Raw genomic sequence first — 26869 nt, forward strand, 5'->3', positions numbered from 1 at the left:
CCGGAGGCAAAACGCAAGCCCCTCGTGATTCTTATCGCGACAGCAGGGTCAATGCCGTCATCGACTGCAGCAGGCTCTTTGTGGTGCCACCGAAGATCATCTGCCAGAGGCGGGAATGGGTGTAAGCGCCCATGACGAGCAGGTCGATGCTGCTGTCGGAGAGACGGTTTTCGATCACGGCTGACGCCGACTTGTCAGCGCTTTGCGCCGTTGCCAGGGTCACCTTTACACCGTGACGCGCCAGAGTGGCTGCAATCTCCGCGCCGGCCACAGCCGCAGATTGGAGCGCGTTGTCGACGGGATCGACCGAGAAAACCTCGACTTCGTCGGCGGCCTGCAGGATCGGCAAGGCATCAAACGCGGCGCGCGCCGCCTCCTTCGAGCCGTTCCAGGCAATGAGGACGCGCTTGATCGGCTTCGGCTGGCGCAGCACAAAGGGGATCATCAAGACCGGACGACCACTTTCAAAGAGGAAGTTGTCGACGTCCACGTGACTGTCCGATGGCTTGGAGGGATCCGCCTGTGAGGCGATCAGCAGGTCAGCGCTACGGGCGCTTTCGATCAGCGGCGCCGTGCCATAACCGGTGGAGGAAGCGAAACTGCGCCATTCAAAGGAGCCTTCCACCTCGGCCTTCCTGCGGAAGATGCGCTCGATTTCGATAGTCTCGGAATGCGCCATGTCCTGCAGCGCCTGGACGGCGACCGGATCCGGTATCTCCATCGGCGCGACAAGGGGCACGACAGCGACGGTTTCCGCATGAAGGCCGATAACATGGGCATTGGTCTGTGCGGCAATGGCGAAAGCAAAATCGGCCACGGCGGTGGCGTTGTCGACGGTATCGAGAATGGCAAGTATGGTTTTGTAAGACATAATCACTTCTCCTTACGCAGATGAAATCAGCTTGCCTGGAACGAGAATGCGTCGGGAAGGACGTCGGTTCCTTGATGCAGATCAATGAGCAGACGGCATCGCCTCGTGCTACGCCTCCGCCGAACGGTTTTCAGCAATCTCCTTTGTCTGGCGGATGGTCTCGATCATGGCGCGAACGTCAACTCCTACGGCGTCGACCGCGTCCTGGGAACGGCCCCGCACGACGATTTCGGTGGAGAACGCCTGCCCGATATAGCGGGGATACGAGCCGATGCTCGTCTCGGAATGGGCTTTCTGGATGGCGGCAAGCGGCGTGCCGATGTCGCCTTCGCCATAGGGGCAGGAGATACCGAGCGAGAGCATGCGCATGCCGGTGCGCAATGTCGGGACAACCGCATCGACCATGGCCTGGAAGACCTGCGGGACACCCGCCATGACGTGAACATTGCCGATGACGAAACCCGGCGCGGTCGAGACGGGGTTGGGGATATGGCGTGCACCGCTTGGCATCCGAGCCATCCTCTTTCTGGCGTCGGTGAATTCGAGACCGCGGCGCGCATACATCTCGCCGAGCAGGGTCATTGCGTCAGCATCGTATTCGCAAGGCAGCCCGAACGCCGCAGACACGGCATCGGCGGTAATGTCGTCATGGGTCGGCCCGATGCCTCCCGACGTGAAGATGTAGTCGTATTTTGCGCGCAGTGCATTCAGGGCCTCGACGATCGCATCCTCCTCATCGCCGACGATGCGGACCTCTTTGAGATCGATGCCGCAAAGCGTCAGAATATCGGCCAAGTGGCCGATATTCTTGTCTTTGGTGCGGCCGGATAAGAGTTCGTCGCCAATGGCAAGCATGGCGCTGGTGACAATTGTCTCATTGGTCATTGGAAATTTCCGAACATTTGGGTCCCAACATAGGTAGCGCCCTTCGCCGGTCTTGCAAATCGTATCGCTGCCGCTAGCCCACGCAAATGGTTCAAGTATTTTTTTCGTCTATGGCCATTGAACAGTGCGTTCTGCCGCGTGGGGCTATGTTCGTTGCGGCGCGCTGCTAAGTTTCCAACCGCTTACGAAATTCAAACGCAAATTCCTTGATGGAGATAAATAAATGGCGAAGGTACTCGTGCTCTACTATTCGGCCTACGGCCACATCGAAACCATGGCATATGCCGTCGCCGAAGGCGCAAAGTCGACTGGCGCCGAGGTTGTTGTCAAGCGCGTTCCGGAACTGGTTCCGGACGAGGTTGCCAAGGCGTCCTACTACAAGATGGACCAGGCTGCGCCGATTGCCACTGTCGATGAACTTGCTGATTATGACGCAATCATCGTTGGTGCCGGTACACGTTTTGGAACGGTTGCCTCGCAGATGCGCAATTTCTGGGATCAGACGGGCGGCCTCTGGTTCGCAGGCAAGCTCGTTGGCAAGGTCGGTTCGGCTTTCACATCCTCGGCGACGCAGCATGGCGGTCAGGAGACCACCATCCTCGGCTTCATCCCCACCTTCCTGCACCAGGGGATGATCGTTGCCGGCCTTCCCTATGCTTTCCAGGGCCAAATGGGCGTTGATGAAATCAAGGGCGGTTCGCCCTATGGTGCATCCACCATCACGGACGGCGACGGATCCCGCCAGCCCTCTGCAATCGAGTTGGAGGCAGCCAAATACCAGGGCGCTCACGTCGCCAAGATCGCTGCCAAGCTGGGCTGATCGGCTCCCTTCACCGGCAGGGGCGGCCTTTGGGTCGCGCCTGCTTACAGTGCGCAGAGAAAGTCGCCGACTGTGCGTCAGCCGTAGAAGTCGTGCAGCTTCACTGCGTAGAAAAGAAGCGGTATTCCGAGAACCGCAATCGCGATCATTAATGCCGTTCCCGCCCTGAACAATTTGAGACGTCGCGTCCTCGTGCCATCCCAATCGTAAACCATCGCCTTACTCCCACAAGACAAGCTTACAACTATGCGCAGCCCCAACCGCGGTCCTTCTGGCGCGCGCATACAAGCACATTCGCGAGCGATGATAAAGGGTCGTGGCCGGCTGCCGTGGATGCTGGTGCAGTCTGGCCCGATGGTGCGGACGACGGGGCTCGAACCCGTAAGTCATTGAAGACGAGAGATTTTAAGTCTCTTGTGTATACCAGTTCCACCACGTCCGCTTTCCTACATTCGGTGGTGAAACAGTCGGTTTCCTACTTGGTCTCCGACACGCTTTCCTACACGCCTCCTACTCAGTGGCGTTTGTAGGAGAGCCGTTGATTAGCATCAGTTTTGACGCTGCGCCACCCTCCAGAGCCCTCAAATTATCCATGAGGTGATCCGTGGCGAGGTGGGCGTAACCGAGCGTCGTTTGGTAGGATCGATGGCCCATCTCATGACGCGCGTGAGGTCGATGCCCTTGATGACCTGGCAAGAGGCGCATGTGTGACGAGCCGTGTAGACGACCGTGTCTTCAAGCGCGGAGAGGTGCGACCGGATGCTGCGCCAGATGTCGACCATGGCCACCCGGTGATGTCAGCCCACGGGCCTTCAAGGTTCTCCTTGCGCTGCCGCTCGACGGCTTCCCATGCGCGGTTGCCAGCGGGAGCGTCCGGTCGTACATCATCTCGATCATGCCCATAAGGCAACAAAAGGGGCGCCTTAACGACGCTCCAATAGGTGAAAGGCCAGGGTGATTTACGGGCCTATTCCTTGCCCGTTCCCCGCTGCAGTATTGCCATAACCGAGATAGTACGCGACCGCGACCGCCACCCCGGCTGTTAAGAGATATAGAACGTCAAGCCAGTTGACGCCTTGGAGAGTGGATTGCCAGAGCCCGCGCTTTGCCTCGCTCGCGTCTTTTGTCGTGCGCGTCATCCGGCGTTAGGTGCTTTGGTCGCTTCAAGGTTTACAGGTGCAGCCGGTCCGACTGGTCTTGAGAGACCGTCGACCGGATTGTGAACGCCATAACCGAAGTAGAGAGCGCTAAAGGCCAAGAGGATAACCACTGCATAGGCCATAACCCCTTGTGTCCGGTCACTATTGAAAAGGCCCTTCATTCAACAACCCCACTGATTTGCTCCCATTACAGGGATAAGCATTAGGGAATGACGATGGAAGCCCTACACGTTCCTTCTATGGTGCATCGCAACGAGAATAGAAGGCGTGTGCCCTATGGGTCACATTATGGGCGTTAAGTAACTAATCAGTCGCCGGGTCATTTTGTGAACATTATATCAGCTAGAGGGCTCCAATAGGTATCCCTTAGCTGTCCCTATGGTGCGCGTTTAGTTGTCCCTAGCGTCGGACCTATCGCCGGATAGACCAAAAGACACTGATTGAGAGGGACATGAATGAACATTCCCGCCCTTCATTACCCATTGGAGCGCCTTTAGCGCCACTACCCGTGGCCCCGTGCAGCGCCCACATCGGTCAGATAGAGAACTCCATGGAGCATCTTAACGACAGCCCACGAGGTTTCGTCCTTACAACGACCGGAGGGGTCCACGTACATGGCCGTGCCTTCGTAGTCGAGGAAGTCCTTGTCGTGTAAGATCGGGCGATGCCAGCCAGCGGTCACCCGCAAGGCCAACTATAGCGCGGCGATCTGGATGAGAGGCGCGCGACAATCTGGATGAGAATCCCGTGTGTCGCTGGCTGGGTGAGTTTATCTGTTTGATTGACGCTCGCAAGCGTCATTCATTGGTCTGATTGACGCTCCGCGACAATCTCGTTTGTGTTGTTGATTGTCGCGTAGGAGGACGGTCTTCCACGTTGGCGTTTTGCCTCCATGGCAGAGCGACGCCTGTAACTTTCGACGTTCATCTCGAAGATCGTTGCGTGATGAACAAGCCGGTCCACCGCGGCGAGCGTCATCGCCGGATCCGGGAATACACGGTTCCATTCTCCAAACGGCTGGTTTGCCGTAATCAGCATGGATTTACGCTCGTATCGCGCGGAGATCAGTTCAAACAGAACGCTTGTTTCGGCCTGATCCTTGGTGACGTAAGCAAGATCATCGAGAATGAGCAGATCGAATCTTTCGAGCTTGTTGATCGCGGATTCCAGTTGAAGTTCGCGGCGAGCGACCTGAAGCTTTTGAACAAGTTCCGTCGTGCGCGTGAAGAGAACCCGCCAACCATTTTCGACAAGTGCCAGCCCGATGGCGGCCGCCAAATGACTCTTGCCTCCGCCTGGTGGGCCGAACATCAGGACATTAGCGCCCTTAGCGATCCATGCGTCGCCAGCGGTGATCGCCATGACCTGGGCTTTCGAGATCATTGGCACGGCATCGAAGTCGAAGCTGTCAATGGTCTTGCCGGGCGGCAGTCTTGCCTCAGCGAGATGACGTTCAATCCTGCGCCGGTCTCGTTCCGAGAGCTCGTGCTCGGCGATGGCCGCAAGGAAGCGCGCTGCTGGCCAGCCTTCCTTGTCGGCCTGTTCAGCAAATTGCGGCCACAGAACTTTGATCGCTGGCAGGCGGAGTTCATTGAGCAGCAGGGAAAGGCGTGCGGCGTCGACGGAGCTGCTATTCTTCATGCTGCATCTCCCATCTCGTTCGATGCGAGCAGAACTTCGTAGCTGGAAAGAGGAGCCAGTTGGACGACGACACCGGGTATCGCGGCCGGATCGGGAGCGAACAGTGCGTTCAGGCGCTGCATGTTCGGCAGTTTACCGGCGTCGAGACTGAGCTGAAGTTGGTCGGCGAGTTCAGCCTCGCAGCCGCGGTCATGCGCAAGTGCGAGGAGCTCGACCATCAACTTACACGCCTGCTTCTCTGGCATCCGTTCAATCAAGAGGTCGAAGGTCTGCCGATACGATTGCCGTGGAAAGAGCTGATCGCGATAAACAAGGCCGAGCAGAGCCATGGGTTTGCGGCGCAGCGAATGAATGACATGCCGATAGTCGACGATCTGACTATGCTTGCCACTGGAGTGAGCGCGCCCTCGGGGCAGTGTCATCAATGGTGTTCCGCCGACAAACAGATCAAGGCGATCGTCGAAAAGGCGAATGCGCAGCGTGTGTCCGATCAGTCGGGAAGGAACTGTGTAGAAGACTTTACGCAGTGTGAAGCCCCCGGTGCGCGCGACACGCAGAACGATCTCCTCGAAATCGGTCGTTCGTCTTTCGGGCAAACGTTGCAGATGCGTTCGTTCCACATCGGTTCGCTTGCCCTTCAGCGCATTGCGACGGCCGATAATCTCATCGATGAAGCTGCGATAGCTGTCGAGGTCGTCGAAATCATTTGAACCTCGCATCAAGAGTGCGTCTTTAATCGCACTCTTGAGATGGCCATGGGAGCTTTCGATCGAGCCGTTCTCATGGGCGATACCCTTGTTGTTGCGCGTCGGCGTCATCAGGTAGTGCTCGCAGAGCTGCTCGTAGCGTTGCGTCAAATCCCGCTTTGCGTCGTTGTCGAGATTGCGGAAAGCAGCAGAGAGGCTATCCGTTCGGTGGTTCAATGGTGCCCCACCCACCGACCACAAAGCATTCTGCAAACCTTCCGCCAGGGCGACAAAGCTCTCTCCGCCCAAGATGACGTGCGCATGCTCAAAGCCGGACCAGACAAGACGAAAGTGATAAAGAAGATGATCAAGCGGCGCAGCGGCGACGCGAACGCCAATGCTGCCCATATCGGTGAAGTCGGATAGTCCAAGCCTGCCTGGCTCATGAACCTGCCGAAAGATAACCTCCTGTTCTTGGCCATGTATTGACCGCCATGCACTGATCCGCCTCTCCAGAGTCCGCCGAATTCCCTGTCCGAGTTCCGGATGACGCCGCAGCATCTCCTCGTAGAGGGCCACAGATCGAATACCTGGCGAGGACTTCAGGATCGGCACAACTTCGGCGTCGAAGATGTCGACGAGTGGATCGGGACGCCGCCGTTCACGGGCCGGCTTCTTTTGGGATGGTAGCCTGGCATCGCTATCAAGGCGGTAGGCTGTGGCAACGCTTATGGAGGATTTGGCGGCCGCAACAGTGACCGAATGCGTCTGACGCAACTTCATAAAAAGCCTCATTTGATGATCGTTTACATGGCGACCCGGCAATCGGTGCTCCTCTCAGGAATACACCTCGATACTGGGCCGGCCGCGATACACAAACGAGCCGAAAAATCTCGCCATCAGCGCTGCTGGAACTCCGGTCGGGCTACGCCCTCCCTACGTTCCAGCAGCGCTGACAGATTCTCATCTTGATTGACGCGCATTCTCATCCTGATTGTCGCGCCGCAGCCAACCAATCGGCAGCTTCTCGATGACCTGATCGGGACCGGAGCCCCGGACGATTTCACGAGGAGCCTTCTTCGGGTTCAGGCCCATCACGATCAGATCGCTGAGCTTGAGCGGGAACCTGTCTTTGTCCGACAGGCTGGTGTCCGGCATGAACTGGAGCGAGAAGCGATCGATCGGATCAACCTTGAGCCGCGCAGCGATCTTGTCATGGATTGCTTGATGGCTGGCCTTCGTCCACAGGCGGATGGTCTTGAGGGCGTCCCAGTCGTTCTCCCCGAGCAAGGCCCCGTAGTCCATCCAAGCGTTGTGCATGGGATGTCGCGGTAGCCGCATACGCGACCGGCAGGCCATGCAGGGTGCAGCCTTCCCGTATCAGACCTTCACGCTTGAGTTTGGTCAGGTAATCGTTTCGCCAGGTGAGGACCGCGCACGTCTGTCCTCGCGTAACTGCAGATGTCTGTTAAATTGCTCTGTCGATTACCAATTATGGGCAGTTTACCGCCATATATTGAAATGCTGCTGCATGTACTCGATGCACCGGCGATTGGCCTCAGCACGGTTCGCACCCTCGATGGTGGCGAGGTATAGTGAGGCGACATCGTGTGCAGCGGTCGTCCGTGGTTCTTCCAGCCCGGCAGGAAGCCAGATCGGGATACCTTTCAGCGCGAGCATGCCGGACAACCAAACATCGTCGACTGCCCATATGACATCAGGAATGTCATATGCGATATCATCGAAAAACTCGGGACGCACGACGGCACCACCGAGCCCCTGAAGTACGTCCACATAGCCGCCTTCCGCAACCAAGCTTGGCATCGGTTTCGGCCGATCCAAACGCAACACTATGGAACCGAACTTATGTCGTATTCGGCGGACGCGGAGCGAAAGATCTATTTTCCGCCTACGCATTGCTTTCGGCACAAAGGCGGAAGGTCTCGCGATATTGGTTGGCACGTCCTTGCCGATCAAGGCTACGCACTCCGCCGGTCGCTCATCCTGTGCCGCGAACAACTGAGCGGCCCAATTAGGCGAGAACACCTTGTCGTCGTCACAAAATAGGATCTGCGCTTTTTTCCCACGCAGATCGCGCGCAGCAAACAGCACCTTAGACGCAGGCCCCATATCTTCTTCGGGCCGAACTATCGTGATCCCGGCGGGTACAGATGGAAGAGACCCGTCGTAGTCGGGAAATCGTCGATATCGTTTGGGAACGTAGAGCCGGATTTCATCCACTGCACCGTTCTGCTTTATGAGGCTGTTAAGCGTCGGCGCAAGCTTAGCGAAACGCGGAGGGATCGTGGAGAGCGAGATGATGCGCAATGTCGTGGGCTCGGCGGAACTATAAAGCATTGACGGGAGGTTGTGCGGCACTGTGCCATTCCGAGTTGAGTTAAGTCAACCAAGACCGAACCAATGAGCGTGAATGGGCGGCAGGCATGCAGCCCACTCCATCTACGACTGCGGCCATTCAGTCAAGAGCAGGCGGCTGTGTCATATCTGCGAGATGCTCGCTGCAGATTTTGCGAACCGGACTTTATTCAGCACGCAGCCTACCAAAACTCCCACGGATGCACCAAGGATTTTGACGAGCGCGTCGTGCAGGCGCGCGTGGCGCGTCGGGGATAAATATTGCAGGTACTCAATTGCCAATGCGCCGAGGAACAAGAGAATGGCGACCGCGAGCCAATGCCGCGGATAGGCGACCGCGAACATGAAGCCGACCAACGAATAGGCCAGCGCGCGGTCGAGATTGACCGAGGTCACGGTATGCGGCCGCAGCCCGATCGGCGACAGCGTGGCGAAAATAATGGCCGCGAGAAGCAGCCAGGCACCTGGCCTTGCAAATTTACTTGAGATCATCGGGGCGATGTAGCTCCGTCGCGAGCGAATTGATAGCGCACAATTGCGTTATCACACCAGCTTTGGAAGCTGGCGGATATGGGCTTTCTCGCTCCGCCCACTTGTGCGATAGCGAAGGTGAAACAGGAATGGACGAACGACCGTGACCAGACAGGATGTCGAGAGCGCCGAGGCGGCCATGCGCAGCCTCTTTCCAGCAACGCCACTGCAGCTGAACGAGCACCTGTCGGCGCGTTATGGCGCCGACATCTGGCTGAAGCGCGAAGATCTTTCGCCCGTGCGCTCCTACAAGATTCGCGGCGCCTTCAATTTCTTCCGCAAGGCGATCGCCGAGGGTGCCGGCGGCAAGACCTTCGTCTGTGCCTCGGCCGGCAATCATGCCCAGGGCTTTGCCTTTGTCTGCCGCTATTTTGGTGTGCCTGGTGTTGTCTTCATGCCGGTGACGACGCCGCAGCAGAAGATCGACAAGACTCGCATTTTCGGTGCGGAGTTCATCACCATCAAGCTGACGGGCGACTTCTTCGATCAATGTTACCAGGCCGCGCGCGATCACGTCGAGGCGATCGACGGTGTGATGGTGCCGCCTTTCGACCATGCGGATATCATCGAAGGCCAGGCGACGGTTGCTGCCGAAATCCTGCAGCAGCTGCCCGAGGGAACGGTACCTGATATGGTCGTCATGCCGGTGGGAGGCGGCGGCCTCGCGGCTGGCATCACCGGCTATCTCGATGGCGTTGTGCCGACGTCCGGGTTCATCTTCACGGAACCGGCCGGAGCGCCGAGCCTGAAGCGAAGCATCGAGGCAGGGCGCCTGGTGACGCTCACCAAGGTTGACAATTTCGTCGACGGCGCGGCCGTGGCGAGGATCGGGGAGCTGAACTTCGCCGCCTTGGAAACATTCCCGACCGAGCAGGTCATGCTGATGCCGGAAAACGCGATTTGCGTGACTATCGGCGAGATGCTGAACGTGGAGGGAGTCGTCCTTGAGCCGGCAGGGGCATTGTCGCTGACCGCGATCGCCGCGATGGATCCGGAAGTGCTGAGAGGCAAGACTGTCATAGCAGTCGTTTCTGGAGGCAACTTCGATTTCGAACGCCTTCCAGACGTCAAGGAGCGCGCCATGCGCTATGCCGGCTTGAAGAAGTACTTCATCCTGCGGATGCCGCAGCGACCGGGCGCTTTGCGCGACTTTCTGAACCTGCTTGGCCCGGACGACGATATCGCACGTTTCGAGTATCTGAAGAAGACGGCTCGCAATTTCGGCTCGGTGCTGATCGGCATCGAATCCAAGGCACCTGAAAATTTCGCGCAACTCGTCGCGAATTTCGAGAATGCTGCCATCGGCTTCGAGGACATCACCGAAAACGAGATCCTCGCAAACCTCATCATTTAACTTTTCCGGTACGAGTTGCCATGATAAAGGCGGAGTATGGCTTCGATCTTCTCCAGCATTTTTTCAATGTTTTCAGGCGTCGGCAAATCTGCTGACGCTCCGGCAGGCGTCTCCTCCGAGCCCCAGCTCTACGGCGACTGCACAATCTACGCCGAGCCGCAGAAGGAAGGTGGCCAATATCGTCTCGCCGGCCGGATCGAGAAGACTGTTGATGGCGAAGTCCTCGTACGCAACTTCATCCGCGCCGATATGTTCGGGTCTTCCGATGATGCGATCGAGTGCACGGTACGCAAGGCGCAGCAGATTATCGATCAGAACGGTCCGTCACTGTTCAGCGATGGCGCAAGAGTTCGTCAGGTCTGATCCGCTTCCGACGCGGTTTTTCGGCATCTGCCGGGGCAACGTTTCTGCTCACGCAATCTTAAAGGATTGCGAAGAATCTTGGTGTCCGAAGTCTTACAGAACAGCCACGTTCCCTGCGCCACACAAAACCGACCGTCATGTTCACCGCCGTTGGTTGTTGGCGTGGACGCAGCGCTCTGGTGTTTACGCGCTGGCTGATGACAGGGGCGCCTGATGCAAGCCATTAACCTGCTGCTCTTTGCCATTGAGGCGGTTGGCTATCTCACCCTGGTGTTTACGACCGCACCCGGATGGAGATGGACGCGCCGGTCATGGTTCGTGAGGCGCTGCGGCAAGGGCACTTCGCCACTGTGATTATCCTGGATGCGGACCATTTCAAGGACGACAACGACCGCTTCGGACGTCTGCAGGGAGATGAGGTGTTGAAGGCGATCACGCTTCGCCTCGGCACCATTCTGCGATCGGCCGATCGTGTTTTCCGCTTCGGCGGTGAAGAATTTGTCGCGGTCTGCCCGGCAACCGGCCATGCTGAGGGAATGCGTCTTGCCGAACGCTTGCGCTGGACGATCGCAAGCAGCGTCAAGACGCCGGACGGAAAGCCGGTTACCGTCAGCATCGGCGTGGCGACAGCCGATACCGACGGCGTGAGCTTCACAACCGTCCTTTCGGCTGCCGACGAGAGGCTCTATCAGGCAAAGAAAGGCGGCCGCCACTGCGTCGTTGGCAAGCCTGGGCTTGTGAAGACTGGCTAGCGATTAACCGGCGCGGAATATCTTGGCGCCGGAGGGCGCGCTTGTCGCGCCGCCGTCGACCACGATCTCGATCCCTGTGACGTTAGCCGAATCGCTTGAGGCGAAATAGAGCGCAGCCTTGGCAATTTCCTCCGCTTCGCTCATTCGTCCGAGCGGACTCATTCCGCCCAGCCGGGCTTCGAGCGCGGACATTGCATCGGCGGTGGACGCCATCGGTTGCCAGATCGGTGTTTTGGTGCCGCCGGGCGTGACCTGATTGACGCGGATGCCGCGCGGCGCAAGCTCGGACGCCATATTTCGGGTCATGGCGCGTACCGCACCCTTCGTGGCGGCATAGGCAGACCAGCCAGGCGCACCAAGCACCGCATGCACGGATCCGTTGAGGATGACAGAGCCGCCATCGTTGAGATGCGGCAGTGCCGACTGGACCGTAAAGAACACGGCGGTGAGGTTCGTGCTGATGATGGCGTTAAATTGCTCCAGCGACGTCCCTCCAAGTGGGGTAGCACCGCCAATGCCGGCATTGGCGAAGAGCACGTCAAATTTGCCGAACTTGGCAGCTGCTTCCGCGAATGCCCGTTCCGTGGCCGCTACATCGGTGACGTCGAGTTTCAGCGTGAGCACGTTGCTACCGAGAGCTTTTTCGGCGGCCGCGAGGGTCTCGGGATTCCGACCGGTAATGATCACCTTGGCCCCTTCATCGAGGAAGATCTTGGCGGTCGCAAGACCGATGCCGCTGTTTCCGCCCGTAATCAGGGCGACCTTGTTCTGCAGACGCATTGCATGACTCCTCTTGGAAATTTGCTCGATCTGGATTACGATCGACATCCATAAGGATTATGAGTATAATCTTTATGAGTCAACCGATCCCCGGAGAGAATTTTCATGGGCCACTCACAGCAGGATAAGCGCAAGACGCACGAGAGGATTGTCGAAATCGCGTCGAAGCGTTTACGCGAGAAGGGGCTGGAAGGCGTAGGCGTCGCGGATCTGATGAAGGAGGCGGGGCTGACGGTCGGCGGCTTCTACAAGCATTTCGCCTCGCGTGACGAACTGGTGGTCGAGGCGATGCAAGCAGCTTTTGGCGCCTGGGCCACGAAGGTACGGTCGGAAGGGCGGGCTCCGGAGGATATTCCGTTGCAGGAGTATGCGGCGACCTACCTGAGCGGGGAACACCGGGACGATACCGCTGGGGGATGCCCGTTCGCAGCCCTCACGGCTGATATAGCGCGCGCCGGCGAGAGGTGCCGGTCGCTCGCGACCGATCAGATGAAGATGAACTTACACATCATGCAGGCGCGCATCAACACGACCGATGAAACACAGGCACGCCGCAAGGCGATAATCACGTCCTGTCTCATGACCGGCGCACTTGGTCTCGCACGGATCGCGAAGGATGAAAGCCTCGCCAGCGAGATACTCGATACCGTGAAGGCTTTCGTGAACGAGGTCGGCACAAAATGAAAACGGCCGGTGAGGACCGGCCGTTCCAATATCGGTCTGAACACCGATTAGGCGGCGAGGGCGATTTCCTCGGCGCGAGCCTTGGCAGCGCCAATTGCCTTCTCGGCAGCTTCTGGGCCAAAGGCGAGGCCTTCGACGAAAATCGTTTCGATGTCGGTGATGCCGAGGAAGCCGAGGACCGACTTCAGATACGGAACGGCATGGTTCATGCCGGCTGCTGGGCCCTGCGAGTACACGCCGCCGGAGGCGAGAACGACGTAGACCTTCTTGCCGGTGGCAAGGCCGACCGGGCCGCTTTCGGTATACTTGAAGGTGAGGCCGGCGCGGGCGACGTTGTCGATCCAGGTCTTCAGCGACGAATAGATGTTGAAGTTGATGAGACCGGTGCCGATGACGATCGTATCGGCGGCAAGCAGTTCAGCGGCGAGCTCGTCGGACGTCTTCACAGCCGCGGCTTCGTCAGCGGTGCGGGCATCAGCTGGCTTGCGGATCGCGGCGGTGAAGAGATCGTCGATGTGCGGAAGCGGGTTGGCAGAGAGGTCGCGGCGAACGACAACGCTGCCCGGCTGCTGAGTCTTGATCTTTTCAACGAGGTCAGCCGCGATCGTGGTGGAAAGCGAGTCTACGCGCGGGCTGGAAGTCAGAAGCAGGATGGACGACATGATTGAATTTCCTCTAGAATTGGGTTCCGCGGCTCGTCTTGGGAGCCTCGAGCCGCTTGTTCGGGAAGAAAATAGGACTGGCCGGCTATCGAAAAAACTGTGATAATGTCGATCAAAATCATCGATAGATTGGATGGCAAATGCTTCCGAACCCGACATTGGACCAGCTGCAAGTATTTCTCACTGTTGCGGAGACGGGCAGCTTCCCGCACGCTCAACCGCGCTCAGTCGGTCATCAGCTACACGATCGCCAACCTCGAGGCTCAACTGGAAGTGCCGCTCTTCGAGCGTTCCGGCGCGAGGCAGCCGAAGCTGACGGAGGCGGGCAAGGCGCTTCTTGAGGATGCGCGGCGGCTTGTCTCCGATCTCGAGGTGATGCGCGCCCGCGTAAAGGGGCTGAAGGAAGGACTGGAGGCCGAGGTCTCCGCGGCGATCAGCGTCATGGTGCCGTCGCATGCGGTCGTCGACGTGCTACGCGGGTTCCGTGACAAATTCCCGTCCGTGGCGCTCAGTTTGACGGTAGGGGAACTCGGTGTGGTGATGGATCTCGTTTTGAGCGGCAAGGCAACGATAGGCATCGGCGGCGCTCTGCTGAAGCAACACGATGCGCTTGTTGCAGAACAAATCGGACACTCCTTCATGATGCCCGTTGCCGCGCATGATCATCCGCTGGCGAAGATCGGCAGACCGCTGACCCTGGCGGATGTCCGTGAGGAGACGCAGTTGGTGGTGACGGACGCGTCGGGTTTGACAAAAGGCCGGGATTTCAATGTACTTTCCTACAAGACATGGCGGGTCAGTGACATTGCGACGAAACACTCCCTCATTCGCGGTGGGCTTGGTTGGGGCGGCTTGCCCGCCTCGCTTATTCGCAACGATCTGAGAAGCGGCGCTTTGGTCCATCTCGACTTGCCGGCTTTCGAGCAGGGAGAATATCCGATCTACGCCATGAGACGGATCGCCAGCCCGCCAGGTCCGGCGGCAAGCTGGATGATCGATGCGTTTCGGGTGAGGCTCGAGCAATGCCCTAGGCACGCCGATTTTACGGCTCAACTGGCCGAGCTGGCGCCGCCCGATTTTCCGATTGCGGCCGAGTAAGAGGACGCGGGTACCTCGCGCCTCCCATTCCGCTCTGAGTGGACAACCTTCTGAAAGCTCACATCTACAGTATCAACCTGAACTTCGAGAAGCCTTCGGCGCCGTCGCCTGCTTCCTCGATCTTGACGCTTTCCACGTTAGCCAGGAACTGTTTTGCCTTCGGGCTGCTCTGGAAGACTGCCGTTGTTCCCGAGAGTGGCTTGAAGGTCCAGTTGCCGTCGGCCGACGGATTGATCGTGCCCTCTTCGTGGACGAAGCGGACGATGACGTCGCGGTTCGTGTCCGGCGCCTGGAAGATGACCTTGTCGGCGGCAATTTCCGGAAACTTTCCACCGCCGCCGGCGCGGTAATTGTTGGTGACGACCACGAATTTCCGCTTGAGGTCAATAGGTTTGCCATCAAACTGCAGGTTCTGAATGCGGTTTGCGTCGGCATTGATCAGCTTGCCGTCATCATCGAACCTGCGCGGCTGCGACAGGTCGATCTGGTAGGTCACGCCGTCGATCACATCGAAGTTGTAGGATGGGAACGCGTTGTTCAGCAGGTCTGCATCCTTCGATCCGGGTTTGACCTCATTGAACATCGCCGCTGACATCTCCAGCCAGTTCTTCACCTGCTCGCCGCTGATGGCGACCGCCTGAACCGTGTTGGGGTACAGGTAGAGGTCTGCCACGTTCTTGATCGCGATGGCGCCGGCCGGCACATCCGTATAGTAGTCCGCGCCGCCGCGTCCCCCGGCCTTGAAGGGTGCGGCTGCCGAAAGCACCGGCAGGTCCTTGTATTCGGTGTCGGCCAGCATTTGCTTGATATACCAGGTCTGGGCCTGGCTGACGATCTGAACGGACGGGTCGTCGGCAACCAGCGCGAAATAGGAGTAGAGCGGCGCCGAGGTCTTGCCGACGGGGGTACGCACATAAGCGAGCGTCGCCTGGTGCTCGGCCTTCGCAGCCTCAATGACGTCCTTCTGATCGGCCACATCGGCGATAATCTTCTTTTTGTCATCGCGGTGGTAGATCGGCCGCGCTTCCGATGTGAAGTCGACGATCCGCCAGCCTTTGCCATCCTTTTCCAGCAGGAGATCAATCAGTCCAAGATGCGAGCCCCAGAAGCCGGCCATCACCGCGGGTTTGCCGTGCAACGCACCTTTCACTGGATCGGCATTCTGAATGCCGTCCCAAGTCTTCGGACCGGGAAAGACGAGGTGCTGATGCCCGGTGAAGATCGCGTCGATCCCATCGACCGCGGCAAGATGCAGGGATGCATTCTCCATCTTCTCGGATGGGGCCGCACCGTCGATGCCGGAGTGCGAGAGCGCGATGACGATATCCGCGCCTTCCTGCTTCATGACCGGCACCCAGGCTTTGGCAGCTTCAACGATGTCGCGCGTCTGCGCCTTGCCTTCGAGGTTCTTGATGTCCCACAGCATGATCTGCGGCGGTACGAAGCCGATGAAGCCGATCTTGACGGGGCTCTCGTTGCCGGCGCCGTCCTTGATGGCTTTCTCGACGATGACGTACGGCTTGAGGAACAGCTCGTCCTTTGTCGGGTCGGACGCAAGTTGGCCCTTCGTCAGGTTGGCGCAGACGAACGGGAAGTTTGCTCCGCCCAGCACCTTGAACATGAAGTCGAGACCGTAGTTGAATTCATGGTTGCCGAGTGTGCCGACGGTGTACCCCAGCGTGTTCATTGCCTTGATGACGGGATGCACATCGCCGTCCTTCATGCCGAGCTGATAGGCCATGTAGTCACCCATGGGATTGCCCTGCAAGACGTCGCCGTTATCGATCAGCAGAGAATTGGCAGCCTCCGCCCGGATGTTGTCGATGATCGTCGCGGTGCGCGCCAGGCCCATCGTGTCGTTCGGTTTGTCGGCATAGTAGTCGTAGGGGAAGACGTTGACGTGAATATCCGTCGTTTCCATCAGGCGCAGATGAGCCTGATTGGCGCCCGCGCGCGCACTAAAGGGATGAAGCAGGATGAGTGCAGACGTGGCAGCAATGCCACCAAGCAATGAGCGGCGGGTCATTGGCGGCAGATCGAGAATGGAAGACATGAAAACTCCTTCGAAAATCACGCGTCGCCCGGCCCGCAGGCGAGACTAGGGTGATTCGCGAAGGAGTAAACCCTGAAAATGACAGGGCAATTATCGCGTCAGGACCGGTTTCACTTCCTTGTGGAAGAACCGGAAATACGACGACACCTGCGCGCGGGCATTGGAGTTCGGATCGAACTGAATTCCAAGGCGGCCATTGTGGGTCCAGCGGATGATGCCATGAAGGGTGCCGAGATCATCGGCAAGGATCTGCACACGGCTGCCAGATGCCGCATGAATCGGCGCCCGGATTTCGACGGCCATGCCGGTAACCGACATGTCAAGGATGCGCGCATCCACTTCCTTGGTGAGATAGCGGACCTTACCGAATATGCGGCAATGTTTGCGCTCGGCCTTGCGAGTGATGATATTCAGATTGTTCTGCATGTTACGCTCCACCAGAAACATGTGGATGAAATCTACTGGGTGAACATTGAGAATGCTTTAATAGCTCGATCTAAAATTACGGAGATGTCGGTTGTGGATGGGATCTGCGTGCAACGACGTGTTCCCGCCACACGGTGAAAATTCCTGCCGCAACGACAATGAAAGAGCCGATGATCATACTAAGGCTCAGCCTCTCGTTGTAGATCACGACGCCGATTATCGATGCATAGACAAGCTGCAGATATGTCAGCGGCTGCACGGCGGTGGCATCCAGCATGTCGTACGCACGGATGAGAAAATAATGGCTCGATATGCTGGTCATGCAGACAAGCGCCATCCATCCCCAATCCCACCCCGACATCCATGTCCAATAGAAAGGGCCGACCAGCGTCATGCCGATGCCGCCGACGACGCCCGTGTAGAAAAAACTCGTCATGGCCGAGTCGTCCCGGCTGACAAGCCGCGTCGCGATGACATAGAAGGCAAACAGGAAGCACGAGAAGACGGCAAGCAGCAGCTTGAAGTCGAAGAATCCGCCTTCCGGCTTCAGAATCAACAAGACCCCGACCAGACCCGCGGCGATCGCCGTCCAGCGACGCCAGCCGACCCGTTCGCCAAGGATAGGCATTGAAAGCAGCGCAATGAGAATCGGTGTTGCCGAGAAGATCGCTTGCGAGTGGGCAAGACCGATCAGGGCAAAGCAGTTGATGACGACAACCACCTGCACGGCCAGCAAAAGGCCCCTGATCGCCTGTAGGAACGGCCTCTTTGTCCTGGCCGTCTGTTTCAGGCCACCCCTCATCTTGCAGGCCAGCGCAACGGTGAAGGCGGCAAACGCCCAGTAGCGGATCATGGTGACGAAGACGGGCGGGTAGGCGGATGCCAGATGCTTCGAGATGCCGTCCTGCAGCGAAAAGATGGTGATCGCCAAGAGGACGAAAATATAGCCTTGGGTCTTGGATTTCATGCGTGTGTCTTACAGCGGGGGATCAGGCCGGGGATAGCGAAGCCGCAGCTCCGCGCCGGGGACTGTCTGCCGGTTTTGGGGCTCTGTCAAAGCCCGACATTTGGCCTATCGATGACTTCTCGGAGCGCAAAGCTGGAATTGATCTTCACGACGTGCGGAAGCGCCGAGAGCCAGTCGCGATGGATGCGCTCGTAGTCCTCTAGGTCACGGGCGGCGACACGGAGAATGTAGTCATATTCGCCGGACATCAGATAGCAGACGAGGACGTTCGGACAGCGCTTAACGGCAGCCTCGAATTCGGAGAGCGTCTTCGCAAACTGGCCCGACAGAGAAATGTGTACCACCGCGATCATCCTGTAGTCGAGCGCCTTGTGCGAGACGTGGGCGTGATAGCCGCTGATGACGCCGCTCTTCTCCAATATGTCGAGCCGCCGCGAACAGGCCGATGCTGACAATCCGACCTTGGCGGCAAGATCGGCATTGGTGATGCGGGCATTGGACTGAAGCGTCTTCAGAATCGCAAGATCGATGGCGTCAAGTTCGGACATTCGAAGAACTTTCGATTATTTGCTCGAATTCGCAATGATCTTCGAAAATCAGCATCAGAGCAAACCTTCTTTGCAAGGACATTTCGCGGCTGTGGTGGTTGGATTTCCCCGTCAAAGACATTCCGCCAAGCGGACATAAAAGAGAGGAACGCCAATGCGTGTCGGTTGCCCGAAGGAAATCAAGAATCATGAATATCGTGTCGGCCTGACACCCGCGTCCGTTCGTGAGTACGTTGCCCATGGCCATGAGGTCCGGGTCGAAACCAAGGCAGGCGCCGGCATTGGCGCCGATGATGCCGCCTATGTGGCCGCTGGCGCAAAGATTGCCGCCTCGGCCAAGGAGATCTTCGAGAAGTGCGACATGATCGTAAAGGTCAAGGAGCCGCAGCAATCCGAGTGGGCGCAGCTTCGCGATGGCCAGATTCTCTATACCTATCTTCACCTCGCGCCCGATCCGGAACAGACCAAGGGCCTGCTTGCCTCCGGCGTCACCGCTGTTGCCTATGAGACTGTGACGGATGATCGCGGCGGCCTGCCGCTCCTTGCTCCGATGTCCGAGGTCGCCGGACGTCTGTCGATCCAGGCGGGGGCGACCGCATTGCAGAAGGCCAATGGCGGCCTTGGCATCTTGCTCGGAGGCGTGCCTGGCGTGTTGCCGGCCAAGGTCACGGTGATCGGCGGCGGTGTGGTCGGCTTGCACGCGGCCAGGATGGCGGCAGGCCTCGGCGCCGACGTCAGCATCCTCGACAAGTCTCTACCGCGCCTGCGCCAGCTCGATGATATCTTCGGCGGTCGTGTCCATACGCGCTATTCCAGCATTCAGGCCTTGGAAGAGGAGGTATTCTCGGCCGACCTCGTCATCGGCGCCGTGCTCATTCCGGGCGCTGCCGCACCGAAGCTTGTCACCCGTGAAATGCTGTCGGGCATGAAGCGAGGCTCTGTCATCGTCGACGTCGCCATCGACCAAGGTGGCTGCTTTGAGACGTCGCATGCAACGACGCATTCCGAGCCGACCTACGTTGTCGATGACGTGGTGCATTATTGCGTTGCCAACATGCCTGGCGCTGTGCCGGTCACTTCGGCGCATGCCCTAAACAATGCGACGCTCGTTTATGGCCTGGCGCTTGCAGACCGCGGACTGCGCGCGATCGCGGAAGATTGCCACCTGAGGAACGGTCTCAACGTCCATAAGGGCCGCGTCACCAACAAGCCGGTGGCCGAAGCGCTGGGCTATGAATCCTACACTCCGGAAAGCGTACTGAACGTCGCGTAAATTGCTTCACGTTAGGTGATGCAGGCCGGCCGCAGTCTCCTGCGACCGGCGTTTTCTTGTCATCTGTCGATACGGCACTGATAGCAATTGTTGCGCGCCGAGCGCACATGCACGTAGGCAATCTCCGGCCGCTCGAGGAGTTCGGCGGCATAGGAGCGGATATGGGGGGTCGGCGTCACCGCGCCGGTGCCGTAGACGATGCGGTTTTCGGCATTGTAGCCGCGCACGATGAAATCCGGGCTGGTCAGGACCGGCGGTAGGACTTCTTCGGCGGCATAGCGCTCGCAGCGTTCCTTGTGGAGGAAGACAGGACCGGTTTCGGCATAGGGCTGAAGCTCGGGAAACGGCCTATAGGCGAAGACCAGCAGTTCCTCGCCCGCATCGATATTCTTCAGGCAATGGCGGCAGGGATGGCCTGGGCCGTCAGAGACCATCGTCTCGGGCAAGAAACCGTAGGCATCTGTACCACCGTTCCAGAGATTTTCGGCGTCGGCAGTGGGCATGGCGGAAAAGCGGATGTCGGTCATGGCAGATCTCCTAGCTGATGGCCATGAGATGCGCCTTTGCCGGCACACATACCACCCGATTCCTGCAGGTGCTCTTCGGACTGGTTTGCCTCTGCCGGCTCACCAGTCCCTTTTACTCAACTCCAGAAGTTCCTTGTCGCTGAGAGGCCGGACGATGCCCGAGCCGGTGGAGACCGGGGAAAAACCGAACATCTGGTAGAGCTGCAAGGCGCGCGGGTGATCGAGGTTGTTGGTCGTGGTCGTCACCCGCTTCGGATTGAGCGTCCAGATTGCATAGAGCGCCTGCAGCAGGAACCACTTTCCGATCCCCAGCCCAAGCGCATGCTCGAACAGTCCGAAGTGGCAGAGCTCGATCGTGTCCTCATCCTCGATGAAATATTCATAGAAACCGGCGGGTGCGCCGTTCACGTAGAGCACGCTGATACTGTTGCGCTTGTCGTGCAGCGCCCTGGCCAGATCCTCGTCAACCATCCGCAAACGGTCCACCCACTGCCATCTGGCCCCGACTTGGCGGTAGAGATAGCGGTAGAACGGCAACGGAATGTCGGGAGCCCGCATGATCGCCGTCTGGATGTTGATCGGCACCGGCAGGCTTGCCTTCGGCGGTGACGTCATTTCCAGGCGCGTAATATGGGCTTTCATGGACGAGGGGGCCTTCACCATCGTGTCAGGCTTTGACCGGTTCTGGCGGGCCAGTGACGACGGGCGTGTCGTCCCGGCCACCCCATTCGCTCCAGGAGCCGTCGTAGAGCTTGTTGTCGGTATGGCCGAGCGATTCGAGCGCCAGCGTGACGATCGCAGCTGTGATGCCGGAGCCGCAGGATGTCACCACGGGCTTCGACAGGTCTATGCCCGCGTCCTCGATCGTCTGCTGGAGTTCCGGCAGCGACTTGAAGCGGCCCTGGTTGGCGAAGACGCCCGATGGCAGGTTTCGCGCCCCGGGCATGTGACCGGATCGCATACCAGCGCGCGGCTCGGGCTCGAGCGCTGTAAATCGGCCGGCGCTTCGGGCATCGGCTATCTGCAGGGCGCCGCTCGCAACGATGTCCCGCATTGTGTCGAGATTGACGACCCGCGAGGCGTCATAGGTCGGCCTAAAGACCTTGGGCTCATAGTGCGGCACGTTTGTCTCTAGCGGGCGGCCCTCGGATTTCCATCCGTCCAGGCCGCCGTCGAGCACGTACACATTCCGCGCGCCCATCACGCGAAACAGCCACCAAACACGCGGAGAGGCGAACATCCCGATGCCGTCATAGACGACGATGCGGTCCTTTTCCTCGATACCGAGCTTACCGACCTCGATTGCGAAAAGGTCTGGCGAAGGAATGGTGTGCGGCAGCGGCACGGAGTGATCGGCGATCTTGTCCTGATCGAAACGGATCGCGCCGGGGATATGGCCGGCGGCGTATTCCGCGTCAGCATCGCGTTGCTGCGCCGGCAGATAGAAGGACGCATCCAGGAGCCGCAAATCCGGCTTGCCGAGTTCCGCCTGCAGCCAATCGGCCGAAACGACGAAACGGCTCTTCTTTTCGCTCATTTTGCTCTCCCTAGACCGTCAAGCTTCGTCGCCGGGAGCGCCGAAGCGAATTCGGAAGCGCCGGTTTTCTTTGCCCTTCTTCTCGATCTTGGCAATGTGAATCTGGCCGACTTCCTGAGTTTCGGACACATGTGTGCCGCCGCAAGGCTGGCTGTCAATCGCAGAGTTTTCGCCGATGCAGACAAGGCTGACCCGGCCAAGGCCGATCGGCGGGCGAACATTCTTGGATTTGACGATACCGGGATTGGCCGCAAGTTCCTCGTCGGTAATCCACTGCAGGTAAACCGGATAGTTCTGCCGCACCAGCTCCATGAGTTTTTCGGTCACGTCGTCCTTGTCGATCGTCTCGCTCATGTCGAAGTCAACACGGCTCTCGTCTTCGCCGACGGCGGCACCGGTGATCGGATAGGAGCAGACGACGGAAAGCAGATGGCAGGCCGTGTGCATTCGCATCAGCTTGTAGCGACGCGGCCAGTCGACATGCAGCACCAGCTTTTCGCCAACAGCTGGCTTGGCTTCGCCTTCGAGGGGCACATGCACGACGATGTCTTTTGTCGCTCCATGTTTCGTCTGCCCAAGCGCGATCTTGCTGCCGTCCGTGCGCTCGAGAAAGCCGGTGTCGCCCGGCTGGCCTCCCGATGTCGCATAAAAGCAGGTCTGGTCCAGCTCAATGCCCCCGTCATCGTGAACGGCGGTCACCACCGCCTCGCATGTCGAAAGATAGAAATCGTCACGATAGAGGGCATTGACGGGCATGGGGTCTCACGCTGCTGGTTCGTATGGGATCTGTATGGTTTGCGTCTTGGCGAGCCATGCGGGAACGGGAAGGCCCTTCGACGTCAGGAAGTCCGAATTGAAGAGCTTGGACTGGTAGCGGTTGCCGTAGTCGGCGAGGATCGTCACGACTGTATGGCCGGGACCGAGCTCCCTGGCAAGGCGCACCGCGCCGGCGATGTTGATCGCCGTCGATCCACCCAGGCACAGGCCTTCATGCTCGACGAGATCGAAAAGGTAGGGCAGGGCTTCCGCATCCGAAATGTTGTAGGCGAAATCGGGCGTGAAACCGTCCAGATTTGCCGTGATCCGGCCTTGACCGATTCCTTCGGTGATCGAGGAGCCAGCGGATTTAAGTTCGCCGTTCTTGTAGAATTCGTAGAGCGCGGCTCCGTCGGGATCGGCAAGGCCTATCTTGATGTCCTTGCTGAAGGCTTTGAGGCCGGCTGCGACACCCGCAAGCGTCCCCCCCGAGCCAACGGAGCAGATAAAGCCGTCCACTTTGCCGTTCGTATCGTTCCAGATTTCGCGGGCTGTCGTTTCAATGTGGGCCTGCCGGTTGGCGACGTTGTCGAACTGGTTTGCCCAGATCGCGCCGTTCGGGTCCGTCTTTGCCAGCTGTTCGGCAAGCCTTCCGGACACCTTCACATAGTTGTTCGGGTTCTTGTAGGGAACGGCAGGCACCTCAACGAGTTCTGCGCCGAGCAACCTCAGTGCGTCCTTCTTTTCCTCGCTCTGAGTCTCCGGGATGACGATGACCGTTCGGTAGCCAAGCGCCTTCGCAACGACGGTCAAGCCGATGCCGGTATTGCCGGCCGTCCCCTCGACGATAACGCCGCCCGGCCTCAGCAGGCCCTTCTTCTCGGCATCGCGAATGATGTAGAGCGCAGCGCGATCCTTGACCGACTGGCCGGGATTGAGGAATTCCGCTTTGCCAAGAATCGTGCAGCCGGTCGCTTCCGACGCGCCCTTGAGCTTGATCAGGGGGGTGTTGCCGATTGCTTCCAGAACGGAGGGATAGACGGTCATGGACTCTGCCTCATTTGAACGCTTAGTTTAGGAACGGTCTTTTCCCTTCACAAGGCTAGGTTGGCAAGAAATGCTATTCCATCCCTTTGAGCGCAACGATAAAATTAGACTTCGATGCGTCCAGTGTGGTCGAGACTGAGCGTTCGCCGCCGTTGTGATCCGGAGATTGACTTTCAACGTACGGATGACGACAAAGCAATCTCTAAAAGCGGAAACGACCGAAACCGTCATGGTTCCCGATCATATCGACACGGTCGATGCACTGATGGCGCATTACGTCGCCGGATCCCTTCCTGAGCCGGCGCGCGTGCTGGTGGAATCGCATCTTGAAATGAAGCCGGATCATCGCTTGCTGGTGAGCGATCTCGAATCCATGGCTGGCGAGGCTCTCGAGCAGATACCGGAGGCTGCGATCAGCGATCGCAAGGCGCAGCTCGCTGCCGTCTTCGGCTCCGCGCCGCCGGCCGAAGATCAGGCGCCAGCCGATCTGCAGACACACGGCGGCTTCTTCCCGAAAGCGATACGCAATCTGGTCGGCTATGATGTGGATACAGTGCCTTGGAAGACGAAGCTTCCAGGCTTCAAGGAATACTCCACCAACATCGATGGCTGTGAAGTCAGCCTGATGTGGATCAAGGCCGGCCGCGCGCTGCCGGCACACACCCATAAGGGAATGGAACTGACCTTGATCCTGGACGGCGCGTTCAACGATGCTCGCGGTCGTTTCGGACCTGGCGATATCTCGGTAGCAGATGAGAGCGTTGACCACCGGCCGATCGCCGAAAAGGACCGTCCCTGCATCGCGTTTTCGGTTCTCGATGCGCCGGTCAAGCTGACTGGATCTTTCCGTCAGCTCATAGGTGACCTGATCGGCTGAAAGCAGCCACAATGGTGTGATACAGGCCTAAATCCGGGAGATGGCGAGGAACACCCGGACTTTTTTGACGTTCAGAAAGGCGGCCCGGAGGAGATGTACCATGCAAGATTTCTTTGCTCGTCCCGAACATGGGATAGCCTGGATTTCCGGCGCGAGTTCCGGAATTGGGCGAGCGCTGGCACTCAAACTCGCGGGAGATGGATACAAGGTCGCCGTCACCGCCCGCGACCATGAGAAGCTCGCCGAACTGCAGGCCGAGGCCTCCGACCTGTCCGGCAGCATTATCGTGCTCGACGGCGATGTCACGAACGCCGAAGACATGGAGCACGTGCTTGCTTCAATCGAATATGAACATGGTGCGCTCGCACTGGCGATCTTCAACGCCGGCGTCTATCTGCCTGTCCACGCGGAGGAGTTGAAGCTTGCTGATTTCGAGCAGAGTTTCGCGGTCAATCTGCAGGGTGTTGTAAATTGCCTGGTCCCGGCCGTACGGCACATGAAGGCGAAGGGGCACGGACAAATCGCCATCGTTTCGTCCGTTTCGGGCTATGGCGGCCTGCCGACCAGTGCGGCCTACGGCGCCACAAAAGCCGCCTTGATCAACATGGCGGAAAGTCTGAAATTCGATCTAGACAAGATGGGCATCCGCATTCAGCTCATCAATCCGGGCTTCGTCGATACTCCTGGAACGAAGAGGAACGAATTTCCCATGCCCTCTCTGGTCTCGTTCGAGGAGGCAGCCGAGCAGATTTCGGCGGGCCTCAAGTCTCGGCGTTTCGAGATTATCTTCCCGAAGCGTTTCACCTACATGATGAAGCTCGTCAATCTCCTGCCTTATAGTCTCTATTTCTGGTTAGTGAATCGCTCGACCGGCTGGCGGGAGCGGCCGCTTGAAAAGCATGCACGACCGGGTATGGCGCATCCTGCAGAGTAGTGTTCGGCGTCCAAGGCACGGACGAGGCGGATGGCGGCCGGACAGGAGGTCATCTGCCGGATTGGCCGCCATCCGCTCTCGTCAATTCCGCGCAAAGACGACCTGGCGGACGTCTATTTTTCTAGCGCGGAAGCCTGCTTCGCAATACAAAAAATAGAATTCCCAGAGCCGCTCGAAGCGCTCGTCAAAGCCCAATAGGCCAACAAGCTCCCATACCGACCAAAAACGCTCACGCCATTCGGCAAGCGTACGGGCGTAGTCTAACCCGAAAGCAAAGTCCCTGACCAGTGACAAATTCACCTTGCGGCCAAGTTCGGCCAGGTGGTCGCGTGCCGGCAACATGCCGCCGGGGACGACGTAGCGCTGGATGGAATCGGGGTTCGTCCGATATTGGGAAAACGCCTCGGGGCGAATGGCGATGATCTGAAGGCCGGCTTTGCCCCTCGGCTTCAGGCATTGGCGTAATTTGGAGAAATAGGCTGGCCAGTACTTTTCACCGACCGCCTCGAACATCTCGATCGAGACGATGCTGTCATAAACGCCGGCCTCCGCAGTGCAAGTTTGACTTTGGGGGCACCGCCCGGGCATAAGAAGAAACTGGAGCCGCTGCTAGAACTGCGGATGCACGCATCACTGCTCCCTCTTTTCGGTCGCAGATGCAGTTTCACAAATTTTTAGCAGCTTTTTGATTTCGTCGCATAAAACCACAAACGCAGCGGCGACGAGCTCGTTGGGCGTGTCGTCCATCTCGGCAATCAGTGTCTCCACCTCGCTCAGTGTCCGTGATGTCATAGGCGTATCTGCTCCACTTTCATCAAGTGTCAGTCGCAACTCGCGGATGCTGGCAATGCCGCGAGCGACTAGCTCGTTTCGCTCGTTGGGCGTCAGTAGGTGGATTTGGTTTACGGCCCGAACGAGCTCAGAGACAAAATCCGATGTTGTCGAGATGCTTGACATGCCTCAGTGCCCGAACGGTAGCGGCTTCAATTTTAACTAAATATCAACACTGTCGTTGTTCAGGGAGCTAACCTTTCGGTTGACGGGTGCATTTTCATAACTGCTGCGGGTACAATAAGCTGCAAGCACACGCGAGCTCTGTACCAAGCGGACCAGCTTCGTGCGCTAGAGAGCACTGGCGCTCCGGGGACGCGCCAACGCAACCTCGAGTCGTCTCGCAGCGGCTCGACCTGTCCCAAACGTCGTCGTCCTTCGCATCGTAGTCGCAAGCGTCCGGTTCATCGAGTTCGTCGTCGACGTTCCC

At 58.6% G+C, this 26869-nt stretch carries 28 protein-coding genes, 1 tRNA gene and 3 pseudogenes; 9 read left to right on the plus strand and 23 right to left on the minus strand.

The annotated features are described in order from the left end of the window. Positions 1-31: 31 nt before the first annotated feature. Both WGT02_RS10165 and WGT02_RS10170 read right to left on the minus strand, forming a co-directional pair. Positions 32-871 (minus strand): universal stress protein, encoded by an 840-nt coding sequence (locus WGT02_RS10165; protein ID WP_208248107.1) that lies wholly within the window; start codon positions 869-871, stop codon positions 32-34. A gap of 108 nt (positions 872-979) precedes the next feature. Further along, positions 980-1756 carry a competence/damage-inducible protein A gene (locus WGT02_RS10170; protein ID WP_208248105.1) on the minus strand — a complete coding sequence of 259 codons (777 nt, stop codon included), beginning with the start codon at positions 1754-1756 and terminating at the stop codon, positions 980-982. 223 nt (positions 1757-1979) lie between these two features. Between WGT02_RS10170 and wrbA the strand changes: the two genes are divergently transcribed. Beyond that, complete coding sequence (gene wrbA / locus WGT02_RS10175) at positions 1980-2576, plus strand: NAD(P)H:quinone oxidoreductase type IV (RefSeq protein WP_024317866.1); 597 nt, start codon at positions 1980-1982, stop codon at positions 2574-2576. A 77-nt stretch (positions 2577-2653) separates the two neighbouring features. Here wrbA and WGT02_RS10180 read toward each other — a convergent pair whose 3' ends face one another. The 8 genes from WGT02_RS10180 to WGT02_RS10215 form a co-directional block, all read right to left on the minus strand. Then, entirely contained in the window at positions 2654-2791 is a 138-nt protein-coding gene (locus tag WGT02_RS10180) for a hypothetical protein (protein ID WP_225039632.1), read from the minus strand. A gap of 140 nt (positions 2792-2931) precedes the next feature. Beyond that, a tRNA-Leu gene (locus WGT02_RS10185) sits at positions 2932-3018 on the minus strand. A 1220-nt stretch (positions 3019-4238) separates the two neighbouring features. Beyond that, positions 4239-4352, minus strand: coding sequence for a hypothetical protein (locus WGT02_RS10190; protein ID WP_375679385.1), 114 nt, complete (start codon positions 4350-4352; stop codon positions 4239-4241). A 185-nt stretch (positions 4353-4537) separates the two neighbouring features. Further along, complete coding sequence (istB, locus tag WGT02_RS10195) at positions 4538-5377, minus strand: IS21-like element helper ATPase IstB (protein WP_208245483.1); 840 nt, start codon at positions 5375-5377, stop codon at positions 4538-4540. Further along, on the minus strand, positions 5374-6858 hold the full coding sequence (gene istA, locus WGT02_RS10200; RefSeq protein WP_208244988.1) for an IS21 family transposase: 1485 nt from the start codon (positions 6856-6858) through the stop codon (positions 5374-5376). The genes istB and istA overlap by 4 nt, the downstream gene beginning before the upstream one ends. A gap of 168 nt (positions 6859-7026) precedes the next feature. After that, a complete protein-coding gene (locus tag WGT02_RS10205) occupies positions 7027-7383 on the minus strand; it encodes a hypothetical protein (RefSeq protein WP_208248103.1) in 357 nt (118 codons plus the stop codon). Between the two features lie 183 nt (positions 7384-7566). Then, on the minus strand, positions 7567-8391 hold the full coding sequence (locus tag WGT02_RS10210) for a glycosyltransferase family A protein (protein WP_225039634.1): 825 nt from the start codon (positions 8389-8391) through the stop codon (positions 7567-7569). Between the two features lie 171 nt (positions 8392-8562). After that, positions 8563-8931 carry a VanZ family protein gene (locus tag WGT02_RS10215; protein ID WP_024318099.1) on the minus strand — a complete coding sequence of 123 codons (369 nt, stop codon included), beginning with the start codon at positions 8929-8931 and terminating at the stop codon, positions 8563-8565. A gap of 142 nt (positions 8932-9073) precedes the next feature. On the opposite strand from WGT02_RS10215, the gene ilvA reads away from it, so the two are divergent. The 3 genes and pseudogenes from ilvA to WGT02_RS10230 all read left to right on the plus strand — a co-directional run. Further along, entirely contained in the window at positions 9074-10324 is a 1251-nt protein-coding gene (gene ilvA / locus WGT02_RS10220; RefSeq protein ID WP_024318098.1) for a threonine ammonia-lyase, read from the plus strand. 36 nt (positions 10325-10360) lie between these two features. Further along, positions 10361-10687: an HlyU family transcriptional regulator gene (locus WGT02_RS10225; protein ID WP_024318097.1), complete on the plus strand. Its 327-nt coding sequence runs from the start codon at positions 10361-10363 to the stop codon at positions 10685-10687. 269 nt (positions 10688-10956) lie between these two features. After that, a pseudogene (locus tag WGT02_RS10230) lies at positions 10957-11439 on the plus strand (GGDEF domain-containing protein); the annotation flags it as partial. Between the two features lie 3 nt (positions 11440-11442). On the opposite strand, the gene WGT02_RS10235 reads toward WGT02_RS10230, so the two are convergent. Then, the gene (locus WGT02_RS10235; protein WP_024318095.1) at positions 11443-12219 is read right to left on the minus strand and encodes an SDR family NAD(P)-dependent oxidoreductase; all 777 of its coding nucleotides are present in this window, start codon (positions 12217-12219) and stop codon (positions 11443-11445) included. 105 nt (positions 12220-12324) lie between these two features. On the opposite strand from WGT02_RS10235, the gene WGT02_RS10240 reads away from it, so the two are divergent. Then, a complete protein-coding gene (locus WGT02_RS10240; RefSeq protein ID WP_024318094.1) occupies positions 12325-12903 on the plus strand; it encodes a TetR/AcrR family transcriptional regulator in 579 nt (192 codons plus the stop codon). Between the two features lie 47 nt (positions 12904-12950). On the opposite strand, the gene WGT02_RS10245 is transcribed toward WGT02_RS10240, so the two are convergent. Further along, positions 12951-13565 (minus strand): FMN-dependent NADH-azoreductase, encoded by a 615-nt coding sequence (locus tag WGT02_RS10245; protein WP_208248101.1) that lies wholly within the window; start codon positions 13563-13565, stop codon positions 12951-12953. 140 nt (positions 13566-13705) lie between these two features. Between WGT02_RS10245 and WGT02_RS10250 the strand changes: the two are divergent. Continuing rightward, a pseudogene (locus tag WGT02_RS10250) lies at positions 13706-14663 on the plus strand (LysR family transcriptional regulator). 64 nt (positions 14664-14727) lie between these two features. Here the strand turns inward: WGT02_RS10250 and WGT02_RS10255 are convergent. The 4 genes from WGT02_RS10255 to WGT02_RS10270 form a co-directional block, all read right to left on the minus strand. Further along, a complete protein-coding gene (locus tag WGT02_RS10255; protein WP_024318091.1) occupies positions 14728-16716 on the minus strand; it encodes a bifunctional 2',3'-cyclic-nucleotide 2'-phosphodiesterase/3'-nucleotidase in 1989 nt (662 codons plus the stop codon). Between the two features lie 90 nt (positions 16717-16806). After that, positions 16807-17142 carry a PilZ domain-containing protein gene (locus WGT02_RS10260; RefSeq protein ID WP_072376664.1) on the minus strand — a complete coding sequence of 112 codons (336 nt, stop codon included), beginning with the start codon at positions 17140-17142 and terminating at the stop codon, positions 16807-16809. A 76-nt stretch (positions 17143-17218) separates the two neighbouring features. Beyond that, a complete protein-coding gene (locus WGT02_RS10265) occupies positions 17219-18109 on the minus strand; it encodes a DMT family transporter (RefSeq protein WP_208248099.1) in 891 nt (296 codons plus the stop codon). An 86-nt stretch (positions 18110-18195) separates the two neighbouring features. Continuing rightward, a complete protein-coding gene (locus WGT02_RS10270; protein WP_024318088.1) occupies positions 18196-18657 on the minus strand; it encodes an Lrp/AsnC family transcriptional regulator in 462 nt (153 codons plus the stop codon). A 154-nt stretch (positions 18658-18811) separates the two neighbouring features. Here WGT02_RS10270 and ald point away from each other — a divergent pair, with 154 nt between their 5' ends. Then, positions 18812-19930 carry an alanine dehydrogenase gene (ald, locus tag WGT02_RS10275; protein ID WP_208248098.1) on the plus strand — a complete coding sequence of 373 codons (1119 nt, stop codon included), beginning with the start codon at positions 18812-18814 and terminating at the stop codon, positions 19928-19930. A gap of 59 nt (positions 19931-19989) precedes the next feature. Here ald and WGT02_RS10280 read toward each other — a convergent pair whose 3' ends face one another. The 5 genes from WGT02_RS10280 to WGT02_RS10300 all read right to left on the minus strand — a co-directional run bounded on the left by WGT02_RS10280 (position 19990) and on the right by WGT02_RS10300 (position 23797). Beyond that, on the minus strand, positions 19990-20457 hold the full coding sequence (locus WGT02_RS10280; protein WP_208248096.1) for a DUF1203 domain-containing protein: 468 nt from the start codon (positions 20455-20457) through the stop codon (positions 19990-19992). A 99-nt stretch (positions 20458-20556) separates the two neighbouring features. Then, positions 20557-21120, minus strand: coding sequence for a GNAT family N-acetyltransferase (locus WGT02_RS10285; RefSeq protein WP_024318085.1), 564 nt, complete (start codon positions 21118-21120; stop codon positions 20557-20559). A 4-nt stretch (positions 21121-21124) separates the two neighbouring features. Continuing rightward, positions 21125-21994, minus strand: a complete 870-nt coding sequence (gene sseA / locus WGT02_RS10290) for a 3-mercaptopyruvate sulfurtransferase (RefSeq protein WP_024318084.1) — start codon at positions 21992-21994, stop codon at positions 21125-21127. Between the two features lie 18 nt (positions 21995-22012). Continuing rightward, positions 22013-22750: an alanyl-tRNA editing protein gene (locus WGT02_RS10295; protein ID WP_208248094.1), complete on the minus strand. Its 738-nt coding sequence runs from the start codon at positions 22748-22750 to the stop codon at positions 22013-22015. A gap of 6 nt (positions 22751-22756) precedes the next feature. Continuing rightward, positions 22757-23797 (minus strand): cysteine synthase A, encoded by a 1041-nt coding sequence (locus WGT02_RS10300; protein ID WP_024318082.1) that lies wholly within the window; start codon positions 23795-23797, stop codon positions 22757-22759. A gap of 184 nt (positions 23798-23981) precedes the next feature. On the opposite strand from WGT02_RS10300, the gene WGT02_RS10305 reads away from it, so the two are divergent. Then, entirely contained in the window at positions 23982-24674 is a 693-nt protein-coding gene (locus WGT02_RS10305) for a ChrR family anti-sigma-E factor (protein ID WP_375679386.1), read from the plus strand. Between the two features lie 100 nt (positions 24675-24774). Then, the gene (locus tag WGT02_RS10310) at positions 24775-25608 is read left to right on the plus strand and encodes an SDR family NAD(P)-dependent oxidoreductase (protein WP_024318080.1); all 834 of its coding nucleotides are present in this window, start codon (positions 24775-24777) and stop codon (positions 25606-25608) included. 81 nt (positions 25609-25689) lie between these two features. On the opposite strand, the pseudogene WGT02_RS10315 reads toward WGT02_RS10310, so the two are convergent. Further along, positions 25690-26157, minus strand: a pseudogene (locus WGT02_RS10315) (class I SAM-dependent methyltransferase); the annotation flags it as partial. Between the two features lie 81 nt (positions 26158-26238). Then, complete coding sequence (locus WGT02_RS10320) at positions 26239-26565, minus strand: hypothetical protein (RefSeq protein WP_208248092.1); 327 nt, start codon at positions 26563-26565, stop codon at positions 26239-26241. Positions 26566-26869 lie beyond the last annotated feature (304 nt).

It is taken from the genome of Rhizobium sp. T1470 (genome assembly GCF_042140505.1).
Lineage (GTDB): Bacteria > Pseudomonadota > Alphaproteobacteria > Rhizobiales > Rhizobiaceae > Rhizobium > Rhizobium favelukesii.

Coding starts and splice junctions, on each gene's coding strand:
- WGT02_RS10165 (WP_208248107.1), bottom strand. CDS start 871: ATGTCTTACAAAACCATACTTGCCATTCTCGATACCGTCGACAACGCC.
- WGT02_RS10170 (WP_208248105.1), bottom strand. CDS start 1,756: ATGACCAATGAGACAATTGTCACCAGCGCCATGCTTGCCATTGGCGAC.
- wrbA (WP_024317866.1), top strand. CDS start 1,980: ATGGCGAAGGTACTCGTGCTCTACTATTCGGCCTACGGCCACATCGAA.
- WGT02_RS10180 (WP_225039632.1), bottom strand. CDS start 2,791: ATGGTTTACGATTGGGATGGCACGAGGACGCGACGTCTCAAATTGTTC.
- WGT02_RS10190 (WP_375679385.1), bottom strand. CDS start 4,352: ATGTACGTGGACCCCTCCGGTCGTTGTAAGGACGAAACCTCGTGGGCT.
- istB (WP_208245483.1), bottom strand. CDS start 5,377: ATGAAGAATAGCAGCTCCGTCGACGCCGCACGCCTTTCCCTGCTGCTC.
- istA (WP_208244988.1), bottom strand. CDS start 6,858: ATGAGGCTTTTTATGAAGTTGCGTCAGACGCATTCGGTCACTGTTGCG.
- WGT02_RS10205 (WP_208248103.1), bottom strand. CDS start 7,383: ATGCACAACGCTTGGATGGACTACGGGGCCTTGCTCGGGGAGAACGAC.
- WGT02_RS10215 (WP_024318099.1), bottom strand. CDS start 8,931: ATGATCTCAAGTAAATTTGCAAGGCCAGGTGCCTGGCTGCTTCTCGCG.
- WGT02_RS10225 (WP_024318097.1), top strand. CDS start 10,361: ATGGCTTCGATCTTCTCCAGCATTTTTTCAATGTTTTCAGGCGTCGGC.
- WGT02_RS10235 (WP_024318095.1), bottom strand. CDS start 12,219: ATGCGTCTGCAGAACAAGGTCGCCCTGATTACGGGCGGAAACAGCGGC.
- WGT02_RS10240 (WP_024318094.1), top strand. CDS start 12,325: ATGGGCCACTCACAGCAGGATAAGCGCAAGACGCACGAGAGGATTGTC.
- WGT02_RS10245 (WP_208248101.1), bottom strand. CDS start 13,565: ATGTCGTCCATCCTGCTTCTGACTTCCAGCCCGCGCGTAGACTCGCTT.
- WGT02_RS10255 (WP_024318091.1), bottom strand. CDS start 16,716: ATGTCTTCCATTCTCGATCTGCCGCCAATGACCCGCCGCTCATTGCTT.
- WGT02_RS10260 (WP_072376664.1), bottom strand. CDS start 17,142: ATGCAGAACAATCTGAATATCATCACTCGCAAGGCCGAGCGCAAACAT.
- WGT02_RS10265 (WP_208248099.1), bottom strand. CDS start 18,109: ATGAAATCCAAGACCCAAGGCTATATTTTCGTCCTCTTGGCGATCACC.
- WGT02_RS10270 (WP_024318088.1), bottom strand. CDS start 18,657: ATGTCCGAACTTGACGCCATCGATCTTGCGATTCTGAAGACGCTTCAG.
- ald (WP_208248098.1), top strand. CDS start 18,812: ATGCGTGTCGGTTGCCCGAAGGAAATCAAGAATCATGAATATCGTGTC.
- WGT02_RS10280 (WP_208248096.1), bottom strand. CDS start 20,457: ATGACCGACATCCGCTTTTCCGCCATGCCCACTGCCGACGCCGAAAAT.
- WGT02_RS10285 (WP_024318085.1), bottom strand. CDS start 21,120: ATGGTGAAGGCCCCCTCGTCCATGAAAGCCCATATTACGCGCCTGGAA.
- sseA (WP_024318084.1), bottom strand. CDS start 21,994: ATGAGCGAAAAGAAGAGCCGTTTCGTCGTTTCGGCCGATTGGCTGCAG.
- WGT02_RS10295 (WP_208248094.1), bottom strand. CDS start 22,750: ATGCCCGTCAATGCCCTCTATCGTGACGATTTCTATCTTTCGACATGC.
- WGT02_RS10300 (WP_024318082.1), bottom strand. CDS start 23,797: ATGACCGTCTATCCCTCCGTTCTGGAAGCAATCGGCAACACCCCCCTG.
- WGT02_RS10305 (WP_375679386.1), top strand. CDS start 23,982: ATGACGACAAAGCAATCTCTAAAAGCGGAAACGACCGAAACCGTCATG.
- WGT02_RS10310 (WP_024318080.1), top strand. CDS start 24,775: ATGCAAGATTTCTTTGCTCGTCCCGAACATGGGATAGCCTGGATTTCC.
- WGT02_RS10320 (WP_208248092.1), bottom strand. CDS start 26,565: ATGTCAAGCATCTCGACAACATCGGATTTTGTCTCTGAGCTCGTTCGG.